At 63.5% G+C, this 20,723-nt stretch carries 20 protein-coding genes and 1 tRNA gene; 5 read left to right on the forward strand and 16 right to left on the reverse strand.

Annotation, left to right across the window (positions count from 1 at the left end):
* Window positions 1–3: 3 nt before the first annotated feature.
* From sdhA to grpE, 8 genes are all read right to left on the reverse strand, one after another.
* Entirely contained in the window at window positions 4–1,770 is a 1,767-nt protein-coding gene (sdhA, locus tag H6935_02065) for a succinate dehydrogenase flavoprotein subunit (protein ID MCP5277129.1), read from the reverse strand.
* Window positions 1,770–2,114 carry a succinate dehydrogenase, hydrophobic membrane anchor protein gene (sdhD, locus tag H6935_02070; GenBank protein MCP5277130.1) on the reverse strand — a complete coding sequence of 115 codons (345 nt, stop codon included), beginning with the start codon at window positions 2,112–2,114 and terminating at the stop codon, window positions 1,770–1,772. The genes sdhA and sdhD overlap by 1 nt, the downstream gene beginning before the upstream one ends.
* Entirely contained in the window at window positions 2,111–2,488 is a 378-nt protein-coding gene (gene sdhC, locus H6935_02075; GenBank protein MCP5277131.1) for a succinate dehydrogenase, cytochrome b556 subunit, read from the reverse strand. Before sdhC ends, sdhD begins: the two co-directional genes overlap by 4 nt.
* A gap of 72 nt (window positions 2,489–2,560) precedes the next feature.
* Complete coding sequence (locus H6935_02080; GenBank protein MCP5277132.1) at window positions 2,561–4,015, reverse strand: 2Fe-2S iron-sulfur cluster binding domain-containing protein; 1,455 nt, start codon at window positions 4,013–4,015, stop codon at window positions 2,561–2,563.
* Between the two features lie 176 nt (window positions 4,016–4,191).
* Complete coding sequence (gene dnaJ, locus H6935_02085) at window positions 4,192–5,316, reverse strand: molecular chaperone DnaJ (protein MCP5277133.1); 1,125 nt, start codon at window positions 5,314–5,316, stop codon at window positions 4,192–4,194.
* A gap of 52 nt (window positions 5,317–5,368) precedes the next feature.
* The gene (locus H6935_02090; GenBank protein ID MCP5277134.1) at window positions 5,369–5,731 is read right to left on the reverse strand and encodes a four helix bundle protein; all 363 of its coding nucleotides are present in this window, start codon (window positions 5,729–5,731) and stop codon (window positions 5,369–5,371) included.
* A gap of 24 nt (window positions 5,732–5,755) precedes the next feature.
* Window positions 5,756–7,672, reverse strand: coding sequence for a molecular chaperone DnaK (gene dnaK / locus H6935_02095; GenBank protein ID MCP5277135.1), 1,917 nt, complete (start codon window positions 7,670–7,672; stop codon window positions 5,756–5,758).
* Window positions 7,673–7,825: 153 nt separating this feature from the next.
* A complete protein-coding gene (grpE, locus tag H6935_02100; protein MCP5277136.1) occupies window positions 7,826–8,368 on the reverse strand; it encodes a nucleotide exchange factor GrpE in 543 nt (180 codons plus the stop codon).
* 183 nt (window positions 8,369–8,551) lie between these two features.
* On the opposite strand from grpE, the gene H6935_02105 reads away from it, so the two are divergent.
* Complete coding sequence (locus H6935_02105) at window positions 8,552–10,444, forward strand: radical SAM protein (GenBank protein ID MCP5277137.1); 1,893 nt, start codon at window positions 8,552–8,554, stop codon at window positions 10,442–10,444.
* Between the two features lie 354 nt (window positions 10,445–10,798).
* Here the strand turns inward: H6935_02105 and H6935_02110 are convergent, their stop codons facing one another.
* The 8 genes from H6935_02110 to H6935_02145 form a co-directional block, all read right to left on the reverse strand.
* Window positions 10,799–11,224 (reverse strand): putative toxin-antitoxin system toxin component, PIN family, encoded by a 426-nt coding sequence (locus tag H6935_02110; GenBank protein ID MCP5277138.1) that lies wholly within the window; start codon window positions 11,222–11,224, stop codon window positions 10,799–10,801.
* On the reverse strand, window positions 11,221–11,454 hold the full coding sequence (locus H6935_02115) for an AbrB/MazE/SpoVT family DNA-binding domain-containing protein (GenBank protein MCP5277139.1): 234 nt from the start codon (window positions 11,452–11,454) through the stop codon (window positions 11,221–11,223). Before H6935_02115 ends, H6935_02110 begins: the two co-directional genes overlap by 4 nt.
* A 399-nt stretch (window positions 11,455–11,853) precedes the next feature.
* Entirely contained in the window at window positions 11,854–12,087 is a 234-nt protein-coding gene (locus tag H6935_02120; GenBank protein MCP5277140.1) for a Txe/YoeB family addiction module toxin, read from the reverse strand.
* 1,469 nt (window positions 12,088–13,556) lie between these two features.
* Window positions 13,557–13,796 carry a transcriptional antiterminator, Rof gene (locus H6935_02125; protein ID MCP5277141.1) on the reverse strand — a complete coding sequence of 80 codons (240 nt, stop codon included), beginning with the start codon at window positions 13,794–13,796 and terminating at the stop codon, window positions 13,557–13,559.
* A gap of 47 nt (window positions 13,797–13,843) precedes the next feature.
* A complete protein-coding gene (locus tag H6935_02130; GenBank protein MCP5277142.1) occupies window positions 13,844–14,800 on the reverse strand; it encodes a S49 family peptidase in 957 nt (318 codons plus the stop codon).
* Complete coding sequence (locus H6935_02135; GenBank protein ID MCP5277143.1) at window positions 14,797–15,210, reverse strand: Rieske 2Fe-2S domain-containing protein; 414 nt, start codon at window positions 15,208–15,210, stop codon at window positions 14,797–14,799. The genes H6935_02130 and H6935_02135 overlap by 4 nt, the downstream gene beginning before the upstream one ends.
* Window positions 15,186–15,845, reverse strand: a complete 660-nt coding sequence (locus H6935_02140) for an HAD-IA family hydrolase (GenBank protein ID MCP5277144.1) — start codon at window positions 15,843–15,845, stop codon at window positions 15,186–15,188. The genes H6935_02135 and H6935_02140 overlap by 25 nt, the downstream gene beginning before the upstream one ends.
* Window positions 15,846–15,924: 79 nt before the next feature.
* Window positions 15,925–15,999 (reverse strand) — tRNA-Val (locus H6935_02145).
* A 124-nt stretch (window positions 16,000–16,123) separates the two neighbouring features.
* On the opposite strand from H6935_02145, the gene gltX reads away from it, so the two are divergent.
* The 4 genes from gltX (at window position 16,124) to prfB (ending at window position 20,704) form a co-directional block, all read left to right on the forward strand.
* The gene (gene gltX, locus H6935_02150) at window positions 16,124–17,536 is read left to right on the forward strand and encodes a glutamate--tRNA ligase (protein ID MCP5277145.1); all 1,413 of its coding nucleotides are present in this window, start codon (window positions 16,124–16,126) and stop codon (window positions 17,534–17,536) included.
* A gap of 76 nt (window positions 17,537–17,612) precedes the next feature.
* The gene (locus H6935_02155) at window positions 17,613–18,248 is read left to right on the forward strand and encodes a glutathione S-transferase (protein MCP5277146.1); all 636 of its coding nucleotides are present in this window, start codon (window positions 17,613–17,615) and stop codon (window positions 18,246–18,248) included.
* A gap of 37 nt (window positions 18,249–18,285) precedes the next feature.
* Window positions 18,286–19,530 carry an MgtC/SapB family protein gene (locus tag H6935_02160; protein MCP5277147.1) on the forward strand — a complete coding sequence of 415 codons (1,245 nt, stop codon included), beginning with the start codon at window positions 18,286–18,288 and terminating at the stop codon, window positions 19,528–19,530.
* A gap of 69 nt (window positions 19,531–19,599) precedes the next feature.
* A protein-coding gene (prfB, locus tag H6935_02165) for a peptide chain release factor 2 (GenBank protein MCP5277148.1) occupies window positions 19,600–20,704 on the forward strand; the annotation gives its coding sequence in 2 pieces (ribosomal slippage) (window positions 19,600–19,680 and window positions 19,682–20,704; 1,104 coding nt in all).
* The last annotated feature ends 19 nt before the right edge of the window (window positions 20,705–20,723 follow it).

The following is a 20,723-nucleotide window of genomic DNA, read 5'->3' on the forward strand; positions in this document are numbered from 1 at the left end:
CCCTCAGTAGGTTCTGGCCTTGGGTTGGAACGATTCCACGGTGAGGGGTTTCAGACGCACGGGTTTGTAGTCCAGCTGGTCGTTTTCCTGGTTATAGAGGGTATGGCGCAGCCAGTGCTCGTCATCTCGCCGGGGGAAGTCCTCCCGGCTGTGGGCACCCCGGCTCTCTTCCCGGGCCAGGGCGGAAACCAGGGTGGCCCGGGCAATGGGCAGGAGGTTCTCCAGTTCCAGGGCCTCCAGCCGGGCCGTGTTGAAGAGCTTGCTTCGGTCCGTCAGGCCGGCCAGGGCCAGGCGGTCTTCCACCTCCCCCAGCTTGTCTATACCTGCCTTGAGCAAATCCGCATTGCGGTACACCCCGCAATGGGCCTGCATGACCTTCTGCATCTCGACACGCACATCCGCCACCCGCTCCTGCCCGGGGCGTTCCCAGCGGGAAAGGCGCGACAGGACCTTGTCCACCGCTTCCTGGGGCACGGGACGGGGGAAGGGGTTCTCCCCCAGGTATTCGATCATGTGCTGGCCTGCGGAACGGCCGAACACCACCAGGTCCAGCAGGGAATTGCCGCCCAGGCGGTTGGCGCCATGAACGGAAACGCAGGCGCACTCCCCCACCGCGTAGAGCCCGGGTACCGGCTCCTCCGGGCCGTAGCGCACGGGCGCCACCACCTGGCCGTGGAGGTTGGAGGGGATGCCGCCCATCATGTAGTGGGCCGTGGGAGTCACCGGCATGGGGGCCTCGCAGGGGTCCACGCCGGCGAACTGCATGGACAGTTCCCGGATGCCCGGCAGGCGTTCCTTGATCTTGTCCGCGCCGATGTGGTCGATCTTGAGGTAAACGAAGTCGCCGTGCTCGCCACAGCCCCGGCCCGCCAGGATTTCCTGGGCGATGGACCTGGATACCACGTCCCGGGAGGCCAGGTCCTTGGCATTGGGGGCGTAGCGGGGCATGAAGCGCTCCCCGTCCTTGTTGATGAGGTAACCCCCCTCTCCTCGCACGCCCTCGGTGATGAGGCTGCCCACCTCCGGGATGCCGGTGGGATGGAATTGCCAGAATTCCATGTCCTCCAGGGGCAGTCCGGCCCGCAGCACCATGCCCAGGCCGTCGCCGGTGTTGATGTGGGCGTTGGTGGAGTGGCGGAAGATGCGGCAGGCCCCGCCGGTGGCCAGCAGGGTGGTGCGGGCCTCGAACAGCCAGGGCTCGCCGCTTTCGATCTCCAGGGCCACCACGCCCAGGATGTAGCCTTCCTCGTCCCGCACCAGGTCCAGGGCAAAGAATTCGTCGAAGAACTGGGTTCGTGCGGCGATGTTGCGCTGGTACAGGGTGTGCAGCAGGGCGTGGCCGGTGCGGTCAGCCGCGGCGCAGGTGCGCACGGCCTGCTCGCCACCGTAATTTTGCGACTGGCCGCCGAAGGGGCGCTGGTAAATCTTGCCATCCTCCAGGCGGGAGAAGGGCAGGCCCATGTGTTCCAGCTCGTACACCGCCGCCGGGGCGTTGCGGCACATGAACTCGATGGCGTCCTGGTCCCCCAGGTAGTCGGAGCCCTTCACCGTGTCGTACATGTGCCAGTGCCAGTTGTCGTCGGACACGTTGGCCAGGGCGGCGGTGATGCCCCCCTGGGCGGACACGGTATGGGAACGGGTGGGAAAGACCTTGGAAAGCAGTGCCACCTTCAGGTCCGCCTGGGCCAGTTGCAGGGCCGCCCGCAGGCCCGCGCCACCGCCGCCGACGATCACCGCGTCGAAGGAACGCTTGGGAATCCGCGACTGCATCAGTTCACGCTCCAGAGAATGTCCACCGCCCAGACCAGGCAGGCAGCGTAGGCCGTCCAGGCGGCGAAATACAGGGCCAGCCGCAGGGCCAGGAAATGCACGTAGTCGATGAATATTTCCCGCAGGCCAATCCAGGCATGGACCAGCAGGCTCAGTACGAAGATCAGCATGCCCAGCTTCATGTAAAGCGGGACGAAGAGCGTTCGCCAGGCAGCGTGGTCAAGAGGTGACGCGCATGCGGCAAGGACGATGAAGACGGGGATGAACAAGGCCATGTACACCGCGCTGGCCCGCTGCATGAGCCACATGTCCAATCCCCGGTGGGCGCCTCCCGCCCTTCTCATGCGAATCTCCAGAAAGCCACCAGGGCCGTGACGGCCACGGCAATGCCGATGCTCAGCCAGGCAGTCAGGCGGGAAGTGGAACGGGCCTCGCCCCAGCCGATGTCGAAACCCAGGTGGCGCATTCCGGCGAGAAAGTGATGGGCCAGGGCCCACACGCAGGCCAGCATGATGAGCGTTCCGAACCCGCCGCTGAACCAGGCAGCCAAGGTCTGGAAATCCTCGGCGGAACGGAGGGAAAGCATCAGCCAGTAAAGCAGGAGCGGCACGGACAAGGCCAGCAAGGCGCCGCTGGCACGGTGGAGTATGGAGGTAACTCCGCCGATGGGGAGACGGATGGCCAGCAGGTTGAGGAAGAAGGGACGCTGCTTGTTCATCAGTGGATTATCCGGTTCGGCTAGGCCTTGATGTTGCACTGCAGTATAACGCGACAAAAAGCGACATGGGCTTCAATCAGTGATTTCCCCGTGCCAGCCCAAGGGGGACAGGCCCCTGGCCCGGGCGCCAGCTTCCAGGGCCTGGATCAGGGCCGTGGGGCCGGCGGCGTAGAAGTCCGTGCGGGACAGGTCGTCGTACAGGTTGAGGATGGCATCGGCGATGGCATCCGGCTCGGCCTCGCCGGACAGGGGGTGGTAGGCGAAGTTGTCGTAGGCATCGGCCCAGGCCCTGCAAAGATTGTCCTGATAATGGCCCAGGCCGTCCTCGATCCAGTACAGGTGCATGGCCTCGGCCAATTCCAGGCTCATGGCGTGCTGGATCAGGCTCTTGATGGGGGCGAAGGCGTCGCCCCAGGCCACGAAGACGACCTGGCGGCGGGAGTCCAGCTTCATCACGAAATGGCCGTGGGGCCCCTCGATGCGCACGGGGTCCTCCTTGCCCAGGCTTTCGAAGACCTTGCGGGCGAAGGGACGGCTGTCACGGCGGATGTGCAGCTCGATGTGACGGTCCTCGCAGGGGCAACTGGCCACGTAGTAGTCCCCTTCCGTGCCGTCGGCCGACAGGGTCACAGACTGCCCCGCAAGGAAACGCAGGCGCTGGCTGCGGGGCGCCAGCAGGTGCAGGGCGGCCAACCGCTCGTTGATGATTTCGACAGACTTCACCTTGGCGGGGATGCTCTGGGGGGGGATGTCGTCCGCACCCGTCACCGTGGCCTCGATGACGATGTCGGTCACCGGAGTGTAGGAGCACATGAGGAAATCGCCGTTGCCCTTGTCAGACTCCTTGAGGGCGAAGTCATGGGGATGGACCTTCTTCACCTGGCCGGACACGAGGCGGGCCCGGCAGTCGCCGCAGTTGCCGTTGCTGCAGCCGTAGTTCAGGGGGATGCCGGCCCGCAGGGCGGCCTCCAGGACGGTGTCGTTGCCTTCCACGAAGAATTCGTGGCCGGAGGGTTGTACGGTGACGGTGGCGGACATGATGCGCATCACACTTTCTTGAGCCAATAGCGCCTCGGCGCGGTCGGCCTCATCCGGGGCCGCCTCCATCTCGCGCTGGAGCCACTGTTTGAGTGAAGCGACGGCCTGCTGGGTGGCCTCGCCGCCGGTTTCCGCCACGTCCGCCAGTTTGTCCGGCAGAAAACGGAACAGAGTGTCGTAATGCAGCAGCAGGGACTTTGCCGCGGCGAATTCCTTGCCCAGTTCGAAAAGCCGCTCGGCGAGGACTTCCTTGTCCGGCAGGACCCGGTCCCGAACGCGTTTCGCGAACGCTTTTTCCTTGATCTCCTCCACCCGCTTGTAGTCGCCCTCCTCCTCCCATTTCACGTCAGGGAAGACGCGCAGCAGTTCCTGCATGTCCACCATGCCGTCAAAGGTGGCCAGTTCGCTGTCGTGGATCATGCGCTGGATGACGCTGCGGGGCTGGGCCACCAGACGTGCAACGCGGGAAAGCGGGAGGTAATGAGGCATATCAGGATGATAGCCAGCGCCCAGGCAGAGGCAAAACAGCAGCCCAGAATATGCGGATAGGCTGATTTAGCAGGGGCAAGGTGCAAGGTCGGCGCTGCGCGCCTGCAAGGGACAAGGGAAACCTAGACTTTGCTTGCCCCTTGCCCCTTGCCCCTTGGCCCTTGCCCCTTGCTTCTTTACTGGGCAAAGAATTCCTTGACCTTGTCCATGAAGCCCTTGGCCCGGGGATTGTGCTTGCCTTCCTGGTCGGTGCAGCAGGCCTCGAATTCCCGCAACAGTTCCCTCTGGCGCTCGGTGAGGTTCACCGGCGTTTCCACCACTACATGGGCCATCAGGTCGCCGGGGTGGTCGCTGCGGACGCCCTTGATGCCCTTGCCCCGCAGGCGAAAGATCTTTCCGGATTGGGTCTCGGCGGGGATCCTGATGCTGGCGTGGCCGTCCAGGGTGGGAATCTGGATTTCCCCACCCAGGGCGGCGGTGGCGAAGGAGATGGGCAGCTCGCAGTGCAGGTCGTTATGGTCCCGCTGGAACACCGGGTGCGACTTGAGATGGATCTGCACGTACAGATCCCCGGGGGGACCGCCGTTGATGCCCGCCTCCCCTTCCCCGGACAGGCGGATCCGGTCGCCCTCGTCCACGCCGGAGGGGATGCGCACGGACAGGGTCTTGTGCTTCTTGACCCGGCCCTCGCCCTGGCAGTTGGTGCAGGGATCGGCGATGACCCGGCCGCTGCCGTGGCAGCGGGGGCAGGCCTGCTGGATGGAGAAGAAGCCCTGCTGCATGCGCACCTGGCCGTGGCCACCGCAGGTGGGGCAGGTCACCGGCTCGGTGCCCGGCTTGGCGCCGGTGCCGTGGCAATGCTCGCATTCGCTAAGCACAGGTATGCGAATCTTGGTTTCCGTGCCCCGGGCCGCCTCTTCCAGGCTGATTTCCAGGTTGTAGCGCAGATCCGCGCCGCGATATACATGGGACTGTCCGCCCCGTCCGGCGGCTCCGCCGAAGATGTCTCCGAAGATGTCGGAGAAGGCATCCGCGAAATCGCGATACTGCCCCGCCCCGGCGCCGCCCATGGAGGGGTCCACGCCGGCATGGCCGTACTGGTCGTAGGCGGAGCGCTTGCCGGCGTCGGAAAGGACGTCATAAGCCTCCTTGGCCTCCTTGAACTTTTCCTCCGCCTCCTTGTTGCCCTGATTGCGGTCCGGGTGGTGCTTCATGGCCAGCTTCTTGAAGGCCTTCTTGATTTCATCCTCGGAGGCGGTCTTTGAGACGCCCAGGATTTCGTAGTAGTCGCGTTTGCTCATGAGTGAAATGTGAAATGTGACTTGCCGCTCCGCGGCTCAAGTGAAACGTGGACTACATCGCCTGCTTGCGCTTCAACGACTCAATCAAGGCGAGAAGGAGGGCTGAAACAGTATCCATCCGATGCTTCAAGTCATCTGTATTGCTGACATACCCAAGCCGAGTTGCGATCTCGATGTGAGTATCTAGTTCGGAAAGGGAACCGGTAGCGACATTCAGGAAGTACAACAACTCCTTGGTGCCTTTCCTGGCTGATCCTTCCGCGATGTTGGCGGGAACCGAAACCGCCGCTCGGCGAATCTGGCTGGTCAATCCATAAATTTCATCGCGTGGGAAAGATGAAGTAAGGCGGTACGCATCTTCGACCAAGGATATGCCCTCTTGCCATACCCGAAGATCCCGATGTGACCGCCTCACATTTCACCCTTCACTTTTCACGTTTCACTTATCCTTCACTTCCTCGAACTCGGCGTCCACCACGTCGTCATCGGCCTTCTTGGCGCCACTTTCGGCACCGGCGGCACCTTCAGCCCCGCCCTGCTCCTTGGCGTACATCTGCTCGGCCAGCTTGTGGCTGGCTTCGGCCAGGACCTGGGTCTTGGCTTCGATCTCGGCCTTGTCGCCAGACTTGATGGCGGCCTCGCAGTCGGTGATGGCGGCCTCGATCCTGGTCTTCTCCTCGTCGGTGACCTTGTCGCCGTAGTCCTTCAGGGCCTTGCGCACGGAGTGGACCATGCTGTCGGCCTGGTTACGGGCGGTGGCCAGCTCGAAGGCCTTGTGGTCTTCGGCGGCGTTGGCCTCGGCGTCGGACACCATCTTCTTGATCTCGTCCTCGGACAGGCCCGAATTGGCCTTGATGGTGATCTTGGCCTCCTTGCCGGTGCCCTTGTCTTTCGCAGACACGTGCAGGATGCCGTTGGCGTCGATGTCGAAGGTGACCTCGATCTGGGGCATGCCGCGGGGCGCCGGGGGAATGTCGGCCAGGTTGAACTGGCCCAGGCTCTTGTTGCCGGCGGACATTTCACGCTCACCTTGCAGCACGTGGATGGTCACGGCGGTCTGGTTGTCGTCGGCGGTGGAGAACACCTGGTTGGCCCGGGTGGGGATGGTGGTGTTCTTGGGGATGAGCTTGGTCATCACGCCACCCAGGGTCTCGATGCCCAGGGACAGGGGGGTGACGTCGAGCAGCAGCACGTCCTTCACCTCGCCCTGCAGCACGCCGCCCTGGATGGCGGCGCCCACGGCCACGGCCTCGTCCGGGTTCACGTCCTTGCGGGGCTCCTTGCCGAAGAACTCCTTCACCAGCTCCTGCACCTTGGGCATGCGGGTCATGCCGCCCACCAGGATCACGTCGCCGATGTCGGACACCTTCACGCCGGCGTCCTTGATGGCGATCTTGCAGGGCTCGATGGTGCGCTTGATCAGGTCTTCCACCAGGGACTCGAACTTGGCCCGGGTGATCTTCAGCACCAGGTGCTTGGGACCGGAGGCGTCCGCCGTGATGTAGGGCAGGTTGATCTCGGTCTGGCTGGCGGAGGACAGCTCGATCTTGGCCTTCTCGGCGGCTTCCTTCAGGCGCTGCAGGGCCAGCACGTCCTGCTTCAGGTTGACGCCCTGCTCCTTCTTGAACTCCTCGATGATGTAGTCGATGAGGCGCTGGTCGAAATCCTCGCCGCCCAGGAAGGTGTCGCCGTTGGTGGACAGCACCTCGAACTGGTGCTCACCGTCGATCTCGGCGATCTCGATGATGGAGATGTCGAAGGTGCCGCCGCCCAGGTCATACACGGCGATCTTGCGGTCGCCTTCCTGCTTGTCCATGCCGAAGGCCAGCGCGGCCGCGGTGGGCTCGTTGATGATGCGCTTCACTTCCAGGCCGGCGATGCGGCCGGCGTCCTTGGTGGCCTGGCGCTGGCTGTCGTTGAAGTAGGCGGGCACGGTGATGACGGCCTCGGTGACTTCCTCGCCCAGGTAGTCCTCGGCGGTCTTCTTCATCTTGCGCAGCACTTCAGCGGAAATCTGGGGCGGGGCCTTCTTGTCGCCGCGCACTTCCACCCAGGCGTCGCCGTTGTCGGCCTGGAGGATCTTGTAGGGCATCAGGTCGATGTCCTTCTGCACTTCCTTTTCCTGGAAGCGGCGGCCGATCAGGCGCTTGATGGCGTACAGGGTGTTCTTGGGGTTGGTGACGGACTGGCGCTTGGCGGGGGCGCCGCACAGGATCTCGCCGTCCTCGGCGTAAGCGACGATGGACGGGGTGGTGCGCGCGCCTTCAGCGTTCTCGATGACCTTGGTCTTGCCGCCTTCCATGACGGCCACGCAAGAGTTGGTGGTGCCCAGGTCGATGCCGATGATCTTGCCCATGTTCAGTCTTCCTCAGAAAAAATTGGCTTGTTTGCGATATGGGATTGGTGTGCCGGGTTTCAAGGGGGGGTGAGGCGGTGAAGGGGGAAGGGTGAAAAGCGGGGGACCTTTACCCTTCCCCCTTCAGCGCCAAAGGCGCGGTCCCTTCACCCTTCACCGGGGTTTAACCACCATTACCAGGGCCGGGCGGATGACCCGCTCGTTAAGCTGGTAGCCCTTCTGCAGCACCGTGGCCACGGTGTTGGGCTCCCCGTCCCCTTCTACCATGCTGATGGCCTGGTGCAGGTTGGGGTCGAACTTCTCGCCCAGGGGGTTCACCTCCTGGATGGCGTTTTTCTCGAACACGCTGGCAAGCTGCTTCAGGGTGAGTTCCACGCCGCTCTTGATGCTTTCCAGGCTGGCGTTGTCGCCGGTGGCCAGGGCGGCCTCCAGGCTGTCCTTCACCGCCAGCAGGTCGCCGGCGAACTTGTCCAGGGCGAACTTGCGGGCCTTTTCCACTTCCTCCAGGGCCCGGCGCCGGGCGTTTTCCATTTCCGCCTTGGCCCGCAGCCAGGCGTCGTGGTGTTCCTGGGCCCGCAGTTCGGCCTGGCGCAGCAATTCCTCCAGGCTGGGGGTGGTGTCCACGTTATCGGAGACGACTTGTTCGGGATTGTCGGTGCTGGGTGGAAGGTCTTGGGAAGTGATTTCTTCAGTCATGGTCGGGTTTGAAGAACTGGGGAGAGTGGAAATAACCTGACCTGTACTGGGGGTGATCAACCGTATTTCAACCCCTGTCTTGTGCATTAATCTTACTGGGCCTGGCCATCCCACCCGACGGCCGGCAGGTTTCGCGAGAGAATCGGGCCATTCCCCACGGCCGCCCCCTAACCGAGATCGCCCATGAAGGTCCTGTCCGTCATCCCGCCGATGACGCAACTCAACACCCCCTACCCGTCCACGGCCTACCTGACGGGCTTCCTGCGTTCCCGCAAGGTGGATGCGGTGCAGGAAGACCTGGCCCTGGCCCTGGTGCTGCGGCTGTTCTCGCCCGAGGGACTGACGGCGGTCCGCGCCTGCATCGAGGCCCTGCCCCCGGCCCGGCGCACGCCCCGGGTCCAGGCCTTCATGGATCAGTTCGACCGTTACCTGGCCACCATCACCCCCGCCGTGGCCTTCCTCCAGGGGCGGGACCCCAGCATGGGGCATCGCATCGGCCGGCGGGACTTCCTGCCGGAAGGCCCCCGCTTCGAATCCCTGGACGTGTACATCGACCCCCAGGACCCGGAGGGCGGCGACCCCCTGGCCTGGGCCTTCGGTGCCCTGGGGGTGCAGGACCGGGCCCGGCACCTGGCCACCCTCTACCTGGACGACGTGGCCGACGTGCTGCGGGAGGCGGTGGACGCCCGCTTCGAATTCGTGCGCTATGCCGAATCCCTGGCCCAGAGCCAGCCCAGCTTCGACCCCCTGGCCCAGGCCCTGGCCGCACCCCCCAACCTGGTGGACGCCACCCTGCGAGACCTTACCCTGGAGGCCATTGCCCGCCACAAACCCGACGTGGTGCTGGTCTCGGTCCCCTTCCCCGGCAATGTCTACGGCGCCTTCCGCATCGCCCAGGCCATCAAGGCCGAGCACCCCAAGATCGTCACCGTCCTGGGGGGCGGCTTCGTCAACACGGAACTGCGGGAGTTGAAGGAACCCCGGGTGTTCGATTATTTCGACTATGTCACCCTGGACGACGGCGAGCGGCCCATCCTGGCCCTGCTGGAACACCTGGGCGGCGAGCACCCGCGAGAAAGCCTGGTGCGCACCTTTGCCAGAGTGGATGGCCAAGTCCGCTACATCGACAGCAAGAAACCCGACATCCCCTTCAACGAGGTGGGCACCCCCACCTGGGACGGCCTGCCCCTGGACCGCTACCTGTCCGTCCTGGACATGCTCAACCCCATGCACCGGCTGTGGTCCGACGCCCGCTGGAACAAGCTCACCGTGGCCCACGGCTGCTACTGGAAGAAGTGCAGCTTCTGTGACGTGAGCCTGGACTACATCTCCCGCTACGATGCCGCCACGGCCAGCCTGCTGGTGGACCGCATCGAGGCCGTCATTGCCGAAACCGGCCAGACCGGCTTCCACTTCGTCGACGAGGCCGCCCCGCCCAAGGCCCTCAAGGCCCTGGCCGAGGAACTGGAACGCCGCAACCGGGCCATCTCCTGGTGGGGCAACATCCGCTTCGAGAAGTCCTTCACCCCAGAGCTGTGCCAGCAGTTGGCCGACAGCGGCTGCATCGCCGTCTCCGGCGGCCTGGAGGTGGCCTCGGACCGGCTGCTCAAACTCATGCAAAAAGGTGTGTCCGTTGAACAGGTGGCCCGGGTGACCCACGCCTTCAGCGAGGCCGGCATCCTGGTTCACGCCTACCTGATGTACGGCTTTCCCACCCAGACCGTGCAGGACACCGTGGACGCCCTGGAATACGTGCGCCAGCTCTTCGCCGCCGGCTGCATCCAGTCCGGTTTCTTCCACCGCTTCGCCTGCACCGTCCATTCCCCCGTGGGCCTGCACCCGGAACGCTACGGCGTCACCCTCAAGCCCCTGCCCCCGGTCACGTTCGCGAAAAACGACGTGGGCTTCGACGACCCCGCCGGCGTGGACCACGACCGCCTGGGCATCGCCCTCAACAAGGCGCTGTACAACTTCATGCACGGGATAGGGCTGGAGGACGACGTGCGCGGCTGGTTCGATGTGCGGGTGCCCAAGCCCCGGGTGGCGGGACAGTTCATCGCCAGGGCGCTGGGCTGAGGTGATTGATCCAGCCTCCAATGGCACTGCCTTAGGCATGAAATCCATGGTCACTCCGGTCAATGAGCGCCCTTCCCCCTTTGCAAAAGGGGGAATGAGGGGGATTTCAGTGGCCTTTGCCTGTGCCTAGTTACTCGAATCCCTCCTGCCCCCTTTGGCAAAGGGGGGAGCTAGACCGTTATTGACCTTGAGGCAGTGCCATTGATCCAGCCTCGTCATTCCGGCGAAAGCCGGAATCCAGCGTAGTTGACTGGACCCCGGCCTTCGCCGGGGTGACGGCCAGTACCCCATTGGCACCGGATCAATCTGGACTGTACGCCGGCTCAACCGGATGCCATGGGCATCCCAAAAGGCTCACGTGTCGAGGGTTTTCAGGAAGGCATCAGCCGTGACGATGGGGCATGGCATCCGGCCGTCCAGATCAAGCAAATCCTGGTCGCCGCTGACCAGGTAGTGGGCCCGGCCGGCCACGGCGAGTTGCAGGAAGGGCTGGTCATGGACATCCAGGCAAGCCGGTGTGGCGGGCGGCGGGTTCGGCATGCGCACCGCCTCACACCAGGGCAGGTAGTCCGCCAGCAACTCGTGCTGGTCCTCCGCCGAAAGCTTGAACCTGGGGTAGGCCAGCACGCGGATCAGTTCGGCGGTGGTGGTTTGGGACACCAGGGGCACGAAGTGTTCTGCCTGCCAGGCATGGCGCAAGACCGCCAGCCGGCCCTGGGCAAACACCAGCGCGGACAGCACCAGGTTGGTATCCAACACCACCCGGAGGGGCCGGCTCATTTTTTGGTGGTGCCTTTTCGTGCCCAGGCAACGGCGTCGGCGATGTCCTGTTCATTCAGGTCGAGTTCAGCCAGCTTGGCGCGCACGGCGTCAGCCCGCTGGATGCGCACGGGGGTCAGGATGATCTGGCCGTCCCGGGTCTGCACGTCGAAGTAATCGACGGGGCCCAGGGCATTGGTCACGCTCTTGGGCAAGGTGAGTTGGTTCTTGGCAGTCATCTTGGCAAGCATGTCGCATCTCGATATGCAGGGTAAGGAATCCTTACAATAGCGATGCCGGGGACATTGCTCAAGCCCTTCTCTGAATATGGCAGGGCGGGCAGCAATTCGGCCTGAGCGATCCGTCATTCGATACACCCAATTCGCATGGACGGCAGCTTTCTGGCTTTTCGGTGTGGGGCAAAAATGAACCTGGAGCCGCCGTTCACGGGATCGGGATGAAGACTGTCATTCAAGCGGCGGCAGGACTCTGAAACTTGCCATACAGGCTATGCAAACAACTTTGCTAATTTGACCAGCCATACAATCTGGCGCGGGATGTTGAACGCGCATATGAACCAGTCTTGCCAAACAACCTGGTCAGATCGTGATCTTACTTTGGATCAATATCTACCCTTACTCGTCAGCACACTACTCGTCGTAGTGTGAGTACATCCTATGGACAACAACTTGCCGTGCTGTCGATTCAATCTCATACACGATTCGATGTTGCCGGTTGACCCGGCGCGAGTACAAGCCGGAGAGGTCGCCGATCAACTTCTCAAATGGCGGCGGTACATAGTATGGATCTCGTTCCAGCTGAGTCAGGATGCTATCGGCCTTTGATTTCAAGCCAGCCGCTTTGAGTCGCTGGGCATCCTGCAGCTCCGGTTCCTACCTCTTGATACCGTTCCCATCGCCACCATCTCACTAGTCTTTTACGATTTTGATCGCAAAATTATCTGTTGAGGGTCGGTCAGCAGAACAGGTAGACGCTGTGTTGCTTCCTCTTAAGAGTGACTTTCTTGCTTTATCTTCTGCCATTCTGGTGGGTCCTTGCTTCCGAGCTTATGCAGGACTCTTGATATTCATGTGGTATCTGTAATTGTTACTTAGTAAGTGTACTCAAGTTGGTTGGCAACCCGACGAGTAATAATGCGTTCCTACCGCTTTCGCGATATTGAGCTTGGTCTTGCTGTTTACTCTTCCTTTCGAAGTTATCCTCGCGGGCTTTTCGGTGTCGGAGTTCGATCCCTCGCTTCAGCCGTTATGGGGCTGAGATTTCATCCTGGGTAATCGGCCTACTCACTGTCTTACCTTGTCCCCTCGCTGGCTAGAGGGGAAATCCTTCACCTGCACCAGTTTCCGGTGGCGGTAACGCCCAACAAACATCGTAGGACGCCGAAAGCGATCGAACGGAAACGCCTCCTGATCGATAAGTGCACGCGGTTCAGAAGTGGACGACACTCGAAAGTGCGCGGAGCCAGTTGCGACCGCCCTTTCTTTGTTAAGGACGCTTGGAGTCGATGAACAATTGCGTTGATCGCCTCTGGGTCCCCTTGCAATAAGGTCCTTAGGTACCTAATCGTGAATTCGATCTCTGATTCGAGAAAGGCCACCATTGACCTTAGTTGGATGACTTCGGCATTGAGGTCGCTATATTTTTCCACCAGTCGTACATCCTGCCGATGGAGTTCCGGGGCCAGCGTTAAGCTAGCGGCTACTGAACTTTTTGGACCATCAATCTTTGCATCAAAACTTGTGCGTGATTCTCCGTAAGATAGGGAAGATTGTGATGTCTTAGGACGCCCCTTGCGAGGCTGCAGAGACTCAACGATCTCACCACGGGCTTTACGCTCTGCTGTGCGCATGACGGTACGGGGGTGGTGCTCTGCTTTGTAAGTGGCATAGGTGGTGCGACCCAATTTGTTCGTGCGAAGACCACAGCCGCACTGGCAATATCCGTAGCCAAAGGGGTACTTAGTAGTGCGTTCGCCAAATTTCAGCATATTAGTTCTGTTGGAGAAGTACTGACGTTGGACTTACCCTGTTTCTGTGGACTTGTTAGCGCTTGAAAACCAAGCGTTAGAGTATTCCTCTGTGGCGTGGTTATCCACAGGCCGCCCCGGCCCGTTCTAAGATCGGAGGCGAGCACCCCGATGGTTCAAGGTCAACTGTGGCCGACTTGGAGCCACGCCAGCCGTGTAGTTTGATCGTCCGTAGTCGACACGGATAGCTGCCATTTAACCAATGCCGCCTTGAACGGCTGGATCGAGGTGTGTCCTGCCTGATACAGGACAGTGAAGCTGACGCCCGGGGATGCCCACTTCCAGTCTGCGAAAAACGGCATCCTTTCAAACAACCGGCTCGGTACTGAGGATGCCATCCAGCCGCACCACGCCCGTCTCGCCCTCTTCCGTGCGGTAACTCAGCCATTCGGCCCCGTCCCGGGTGGCCACGTCGGTGGGTAGGGCGATGAGTACCCGTTCCTCGCCCCCTTCCTCCCGCAGTCGCAGGCGCAATTTCTGCCGCCGCAGCACGGCGAACTCCAGCTTTTCGTGGGCGATGCAGGGGATGGGCACGTATGGACCCAAATGAGCGCTCATGGGATTCCCCTTGCAGGCGCTCGGCCGAACGTCCCTCAGCGCAGCCGCGCCTCGCCCCCGGCCCAGGGCCGCAGGTGGTCGCCGATGGCGCTACCGATGCGGCGGGCCAGGCGTTCGGCCAGGTCTTCCTGGGGCGTGTAGTCCAGGATGTCCTCGGCCTTCACCACTTCCCGGGCCACGTAGTCCAGGCTTCCCAGGCCGTCGGCCAGGCCCAGGTCGATGCTGCGGGTGCCGTTCCAGATGAGGCCGGTGAACATGTCCGGGGTTTCCTTCAGGCGCTTGCCCCGGCCCTGGCGCACGGCCTGGATGAACTGCTGGTGGATTTCGTTGAGCATGAGCTTGGCGTGGCCCTCTTCCACCGGGTCGATGGGGGCGAAGGGGTCCAGGAAGCCCTTGTGCTCGCCGGCGGTGAGCAGGCGGCGTTCCACGCCCAGTTTCTTCATGGCCTCGGTGAAGCCGAAGCCGTCCATGAGCACGCCGATGGAGCCGATGAGGGAGGCCTTGTCGACGAAGATCTTGTCGGCGGCGGCGGCGATGTAATAGCCGCCGGAGGCGCACAGGTCGTCCACCACCACGTAGAAGGGGATGTCGGGATACTTTTCCTTCAGCCGCTTGATCTCGTCGTAGACCTGGCCCGCGTGCACGGGGCTGCCGCCGGGGCTGTTGATGCGCATGACCACGGCCTTGGTGTGCTTGCCTTCGAAGGCGCTGCCCAGGGCGCCGATGAGGGCGTCGGCGCTCAGGCCGTCCTCGCCGCCGATCTCCCCTTGCAGCTCCACCAGGGCGGTGTGGGGGCCGGAGGAGACGAAGTCCTCGCCCTCGAAGTTCAGCACCATGAACAGCACGATGAAAAGGAAAACGAAGCTCAGGGCACGGAAGAACACGTTCCAGCGCCGGCCGCGCCGCTGCTCCAGGAGGTGGGCCATGAGCAGGCGTTCCAGGGCGCCCCGCTCGGAGTTCCTGTCCGCGATGTTGTCAAATTCGTCGCTCATTTCGCTTCCTTGTTCGATGCTTGCAGATAGACGCCGCCATCCTCTTCCAGGACCGGGATGGGCACAAGACCCGTGCCGTTGCAGCGGCCTCCCAGGCAGGCACCCGTGGCGGGGTCGTAGAGGGCCCCGTGGGTGGCGCACACCAGGTACTGGCCGGTGAAATCGAAGAACTTGCCCGGCTGATAATCCATTTCCACGGGGATGTGGCCGCAACGGTTGAGGTAGGCCCGGGCGTGTCCCTTCCAGCGGATGACGAAGGCGGGTTCGTTCTGGCCATGGCGCGCCACTTCGAAGCGTACCCCTTCCCCCCCCTCGTCAACTTCCCTGGAAGGGCAGATGAATTGTGCCCGCCGCACTTCCCTTGGTCCGGTCTCCGCCGCGGGGGTCAGGCGGCGTGGGTTCTCAGCCATTCCGCCAGTTCCGCGAAACTGCGGCACACCGCCAGGGGGGCCAGATCCGCCAGGTTCTCCGGCGGGTGGGCACCGTAACCCGCTGCCAGGGAGGCAATGCCGGCATTCCTGGCCATTTCCAGGTCATGGGTGGTGTCGCCGATCATCAGGGCCTGTTCCGGCTCCACCATGAGTTCGTCCAGCAGTTCCTCGATCATGGCCGGATGGGGCTTGGAATGGGTTTCGTCGGCGGTGCGGGAGGCGTGGAAGTAGGGTTCCAGGCCCGTGTGGTCGAAGGCCCGGGCCAGGCCCCGGCGGGCCTTGCCCGTGGCCACGGCCAGGGTATGGCCCCGGGCGTGGAGGTCCAGGATCAACTCCCGGGCGCCATCGAACAGGGGGATTTCCGCATCCTGGCCCAGGTAGTGGCGGCGGTAGTGGTCCGCCAGGGGCTGGTGCTGGTCTTCGGGCAATTCCGGGAACAGGGTTTCCAGGGCCTGGCGCAGACCCAGGCCGATGATGTGGCTGGCCGCTTCCCGGCTGGGTTCGGGCAGGCCCATGTCCCTGCTGGCTGCCTGGATGCAGGCGACGATGACCCCGGCGGAATCCATAAGGGTTCCGTCCCAGTCGAAGATCAGCAGTTCGAAACGCTTGGCCATGACATCCATAAATCCAGGGGACAACGCAAAACCAGGAAACAATGCAAAAAGCCGACCCGACGGGCCGGCTTTCTGGGTTTGGTGGGCAGTACTGGGATCGAACCAGTGACCCCCGCCGTGTGAAGGCGGTGCTCTACCGCTGAGCTAACTGCCCGACATTTCTGAGAGGCGCGCATTCTAAAGATCGCGCTCCTTCGGGTCAAAGCCTTTTTGCAGGGCAGGCCGGATGGGCATCCAGTAGAATCGCCGCCTTCCGCATCCCGCTTTCCCTCCGCACCATGGTCCGCACCCGCTTCGCCCCCTCCCCCACCGGTTACCTGCACATCGGCGGTGCCCGCACCGCCCTTTTCTCCTGGGCCTTTGCCCGCAAGATGGGAGGCACCTTCGTGCTGCGCATCGAGGATACTGACCGGGAGCGATCTACCCAGGCTTCGGTCCAGGCGATCCTGGACGGCATGAGCTGGCTGGGCCTGGACTGGGACGAAGGCCCCTACTACCAGATGGAGCGCCTGGAGCGGTACAAGGCCGTGGTGGACATGCTGCTGGAGCAGGGCCATGCCTATTACTGCTACGCCAGCAAGGAAGAGCTGGACGAGATGCGGGAGGCCCAGAAGGCCCGGGGCGACAAGCCTCGCTACGACGGCCGCTGGCGCCCGGAGCCGGGCAAGGACCTGTCGCCACCCCCCGCCGGCGTCACCCCGGTGATCCGCTTCAGGACCCCGCAGGAGGGTGAGGTCACCTTCAACGACATGATCAAGGGCCCCATCACGGTGGCCAACAACGAGCTGGACGATCTGGTCATCGTGCGGGGGGACGGCATTCCCACCTATAACTTCGGCGTGGTGGTGGACGACTGGGACATGCAGATCAGCCATGTCATCCGGGGCGACGACCACGTCAACAACACGCCGCGCCAGATCAACATCCTCAAGGCCCTGGGGGCCCCCATCCCCACCTACGCCCATGTGCCCATGATCCTGGGCCAGGACGGGGAGCGCCTGTCCAAGCGCCACGGCGCCGTGTCCGTCACCCAGTACCGGGACGAGGGCTACCTGCCCGAGGCCCTGATGAACTACCTGGCCCGCCTGGGCTGGGGCCACGGCGACGACGAGAAATTCAGCGCCCGGCAATTCGTGGAATGGTTCGACGTGGGCGGGGTGAACCACGCTGCGGCCCGCTTCGACGGCTCCAAGCTCACCTGGCTCAACCAGCAGTACCTGAAGGAGGCGGACGACACCCGCCTGGCGGATCTGGTGCGCCCCTTTCTCAAGGCCCAGGGCATCGAACCCAATGGCGGTCCGGACCCGGTGCCCCTCATCGGCCTGGTGAAGGAACGGGTGGGCACGGTGGAAGAACTGGCCGACGGCCTGCACATCTATTACCGCCAGGCCCTGCCGGCGCTGGAGGACGTGAAGGCCAAGCTGGCCCCCGCAGCCCTGCCCGCCTTCGAGAAACTGCGCCAGGACATGGAGACGGTGGCCTGGGAAGCGCCGATCCTGGGCCAACTGCTCAAGGACAACGCCGCCGCCTTCGGCCTGAAGATGGGCCAGATCGGCATGCCCCTGCGCCTGGTGCTGTTCGGAACGGCCCAGACCCCCGCCATCGACCAGGTCCTGGCCCTGATGGGACGGCAGGAGATCCTGCGCCGCTTCGACGCCGCCTGGCCCCACGTCAAGGTGGCCCTGGAATAACCCCTAAGGACGATGGTGCCCCCCGGGGCCAGCGACTACAATCCCGCCCGCTAGTACACAAGCAAATAAGCAAATAATGAAATTGATTGGTTCCCTTACCAGCCCCTTCGTGCGCAAGGTACGCATCGTGGCGGCTGAAAAACACATCGATTACGAATTCGTGCTGGACGTGCCCTGGAATGAAGATACCCAGGTCCCCACCTTCAACCCCCTGGGCAAGGTGCCGGTGTGGGTGCTGGACGACGGCAAGACCCTGTTCGATTCCAGGGTCATCGTGGACTACCTGGACAGCGTGAGCCCTGCGGGCCACGTCATGCCCAAGGACGCCCGTCCCCGCATCGCCGTGAAGCGATGGGAGGCCTTGGCTGACGGCGTCTGCGACGCGGCCGCCCTGGTTTTCGTGGAGAAGAAGCGCCCCGTGGCCCAGCAGAGCCCCGAGTGGATCCGCCGCCAGATGGGCAAGGTTCAGGCGGGCCTCAAGGCCATGAGCGAGGATCTGGAGCAGCAACTGGTCACCCAGAAGGGCGCCCAGGACTCCTGGTGCGCGGGGGAGGTCTTCACCCTGGCGGACATCGCCGTGGGCTGTGCCCTGGGTTACCTGGAGTTCCGCTTCCCCGAACTGGACTGGCGCCGGGCCCACCCGAACCTGTCCGAACTTTACGACCGGCTCATGCGCCGCTCCACCTTCAAGGACACCGTGCCGGTGGGCTAAGCCCTCTGTTGCTGCGCTCATGACCCATAATCAGGGCATGAGTGCCTATCCCCTGGACGCCCTTTATCCCTACCTGATCAGCCTGGCCATCGGCCTGCTTATCGGCCTGGAGCGGGAACGCAACCCCTCCGCCAAGGCGGGCCTGCGCACCTTCTCCCTGGTGGCCCTGGCCGGCACCCTGGGGGCCATGCTGTCCGACCAGACCGGCGAGGCCTGGATCCTGGCGGCGGGCCTGCTGGTCATGGGCGCCATGATGGTGGCGGCCCACCTCAAGGAAGAAAGGGTGGACGACCCGGGCACCACCACCGTGGCCGCTGTCGTGGTGTGCTATGCCCTGGGGGCCATGGTCTGGTATGGCCAGATCCATCTGGCCGTCACCCTGGCCATCCTTTCCACCGTGCTGCTGTACTTCAAGGCGGAACTGAAGGGCGTGTCCCAGACCCTCACCCGGCGGGACCTGCTGTCCATCCTCCAGTTCGCGGTGTTGAGCCTGGTGGTGCTGCCCATCCTGCCCGACGAGAACTACGGCCCCTACAACGCCCTGAACCCTTACCAGATCTGGTGGATGGTGGTGCTCATCTCCGGCCTGTCCCTGGCGGGCTATGCCGCCCTGCGCGTCGCCGGCCCCCGTCAGGGCGCCCTGCTCACGGGCATCTTCGGCGGCGTGGCCTCCAGCACCGCCACCACCCTGGCCTTTTCCCGCCATGCCCGAGAGGAGGAACGCCTGACCGCCATGTCCGCCGTGGTGATCCTCACCGCCAACTGGGTGGTGCTGATCCGCCTGGCCATCCTCACGGCCATCATGGCCCCGGGCCTGTTGCCGGACATGGGCCTGATCGTGGCCGGCGGCCTGGCCACCGGCGGCATCGTCCTGGCCTTCAACTGGCGTGGCCTGGAGGCCAGGACCAACGCCCCGGTACTTGAACTGGGCAACCCCACGGAAATCCGCATGGCCCTGTCCTTCGGCGCCCTTTATGCCGCCGTGCTGTTCGCCGTCGCCTGGCTCACGGACTGGGCCGGCCATGTGGGTACCTACGGCGTGGCCATCGTGTCCGGCCTGACGGACATTGACGCCATCACCCTCTCCACCCTGCGCCTGCTGGGATTGGAGTCCCTGGGCAGCCACCAGGCCCTCACCGCCATCCTCCTGGCCTTGCTGGCCAACATTGCCTTCAAGAGCGGAATGTCGTTGGTTCTGGGCGGGCTGCCCCTGGCCAGGCGGGTGCTGCCCGGCATGGCCGCGACGGCGGCGGGGTGCGTGGCCGGCTACTTCCTTATCTGATTTCCTGCTCCGGGTCTGAGGGGCCAAGACGTTTATAATGCCGGGCTTTTACGCCAGCCAGAAACTATCATGGAAGCCGAACGCCTCAATCAGATCGAAGCCCAACTGGAAGACCTCGCCAAGCGCGCCCAGGAACTCAAGGGGTATCTTTGACTACCCTGGCAAACGCGACCGTCTGACGGAAGTCATCGGCCTCTCCGAGGACCCCAAGCTGTGGGATGACAGCAAGCGGGCCCAGGAGATCGGCAAGGAACGCCGCATGCTGGAGGACATCGTCCTCAAGTGGGAAAAGCTGGACGAGGAAGTCAGCAACGCCAAGGAACTGTTCGAGCTGGCCCGGGAAGAGAAGGACGACGACACCCTGGAGTCCATCGGCGCCGACGTGGCGGACATCGAGCAGCATGCCGCGGAGATGGAGTTCCGCCGCATGTTCAACAACCCCATGGACCCCCAGCCCTGCTTCATCGAAATCCAGTCCGGCGCCGGCGGCACCGAAGCCCAGGACTGGGCCGGCATGCTGGAACGCATGTACTTGCGCTACTGCGAAAAGCGGGGCTTCAAGGCCGAACTGCTGGAAGAATCCGAAGGTGAAGTGGCGGGCATCAAGAGCGCCACCATCCGGGTGGACGGCGACTACGCCTACGGCTACCTGCGCACCGAGACCGGTGTGCACCGCCTGGTGCGCAAGTCCCCCTTCGACTCCAACGCCCGCCGCCACACCTCCTTCTGCAGCGTCTTCGTCTACCCGGAGGTGGACGACTCCATCGAGATCGAGATCAACCCGGCGGACGTGCGCACCGACACCTACCGGGCCTCCGGCGCCGGCGGCCAGCACATCAACAAGACCGACTCGGCGGTGCGCCTGACCCACCTCCCCACCAACATCGTGGTCCAGTGCCAGAACGACCGCTCCCAGCACCGCAACAAGGACGAAGCCTGGAAAATGCTCCGCGCCCGCCTCTACGAGCTGGAATTGCGCAAGCGCCAGGCGGAACAACAGAAACTGGAAGACGCCAAGTCCGACATCGGCTGGGGCCACCAGATCAGGTCTTACGTGCTGGACCAGTCCCGCATCAAGGACCTGCGCACCAACCACGAGGTGGGCAATACCCAGGCCGTGCTTGACGGGGATTTGGACGACTTTATCGAGGCCAGTCTGAAGCAGGGGGTTTGAGGAGAATTGAAGTTCCGCC

The organism is Thiobacillus sp., from assembly GCA_024235835.1.
Classification (GTDB): domain Bacteria; phylum Pseudomonadota; class Gammaproteobacteria; order Burkholderiales; family Thiobacillaceae; genus PFJX01.

Bases quoted from the DNA above. Each gene is read 5' to 3' on its own strand.
- sdhA (MCP5277129.1), bottom strand. From the start codon at position 1,770: ATGCAGTCGCGGATTCCCAAGCGTTCCTTCGACGCGGTGATCGTCGGC.
- sdhD (MCP5277130.1), bottom strand. From the start codon at position 2,114: ATGAGAAGGGCGGGAGGCGCCCACCGGGGATTGGACATGTGGCTCATG.
- H6935_02155 (MCP5277146.1), top strand. From the start codon at position 17,613: ATGAAATTGATTGGTTCCCTTACCAGCCCCTTCGTGCGCAAGGTACGC.
- grpE (MCP5277136.1), bottom strand. From the start codon at position 8,368: ATGACTGAAGAAATCACTTCCCAAGACCTTCCACCCAGCACCGACAAT.
- sdhC (MCP5277131.1), bottom strand. From the start codon at position 2,488: ATGAACAAGCAGCGTCCCTTCTTCCTCAACCTGCTGGCCATCCGTCTC.
- gltX (MCP5277145.1), top strand. From the start codon at position 16,124: ATGGTCCGCACCCGCTTCGCCCCCTCCCCCACCGGTTACCTGCACATC.
- H6935_02135 (MCP5277143.1), bottom strand. From the start codon at position 15,210: ATGGCTGAGAACCCACGCCGCCTGACCCCCGCGGCGGAGACCGGACCA.
- H6935_02160 (MCP5277147.1), top strand. From the start codon at position 18,286: ATGAGTGCCTATCCCCTGGACGCCCTTTATCCCTACCTGATCAGCCTG.
- H6935_02115 (MCP5277139.1), bottom strand. From the start codon at position 11,454: ATGCTTGCCAAGATGACTGCCAAGAACCAACTCACCTTGCCCAAGAGC.
- H6935_02110 (MCP5277138.1), bottom strand. From the start codon at position 11,224: ATGAGCCGGCCCCTCCGGGTGGTGTTGGATACCAACCTGGTGCTGTCC.
- H6935_02105 (MCP5277137.1), top strand. From the start codon at position 8,552: ATGAAGGTCCTGTCCGTCATCCCGCCGATGACGCAACTCAACACCCCC.
- H6935_02080 (MCP5277132.1), bottom strand. From the start codon at position 4,015: ATGCCTCATTACCTCCCGCTTTCCCGCGTTGCACGTCTGGTGGCCCAG.
- dnaJ (MCP5277133.1), bottom strand. From the start codon at position 5,316: ATGAGCAAACGCGACTACTACGAAATCCTGGGCGTCTCAAAGACCGCC.
- dnaK (MCP5277135.1), bottom strand. From the start codon at position 7,672: ATGGGCAAGATCATCGGCATCGACCTGGGCACCACCAACTCTTGCGTG.
- H6935_02140 (MCP5277144.1), bottom strand. From the start codon at position 15,845: ATGGCCAAGCGTTTCGAACTGCTGATCTTCGACTGGGACGGAACCCTT.
- H6935_02130 (MCP5277142.1), bottom strand. From the start codon at position 14,800: ATGAGCGACGAATTTGACAACATCGCGGACAGGAACTCCGAGCGGGGC.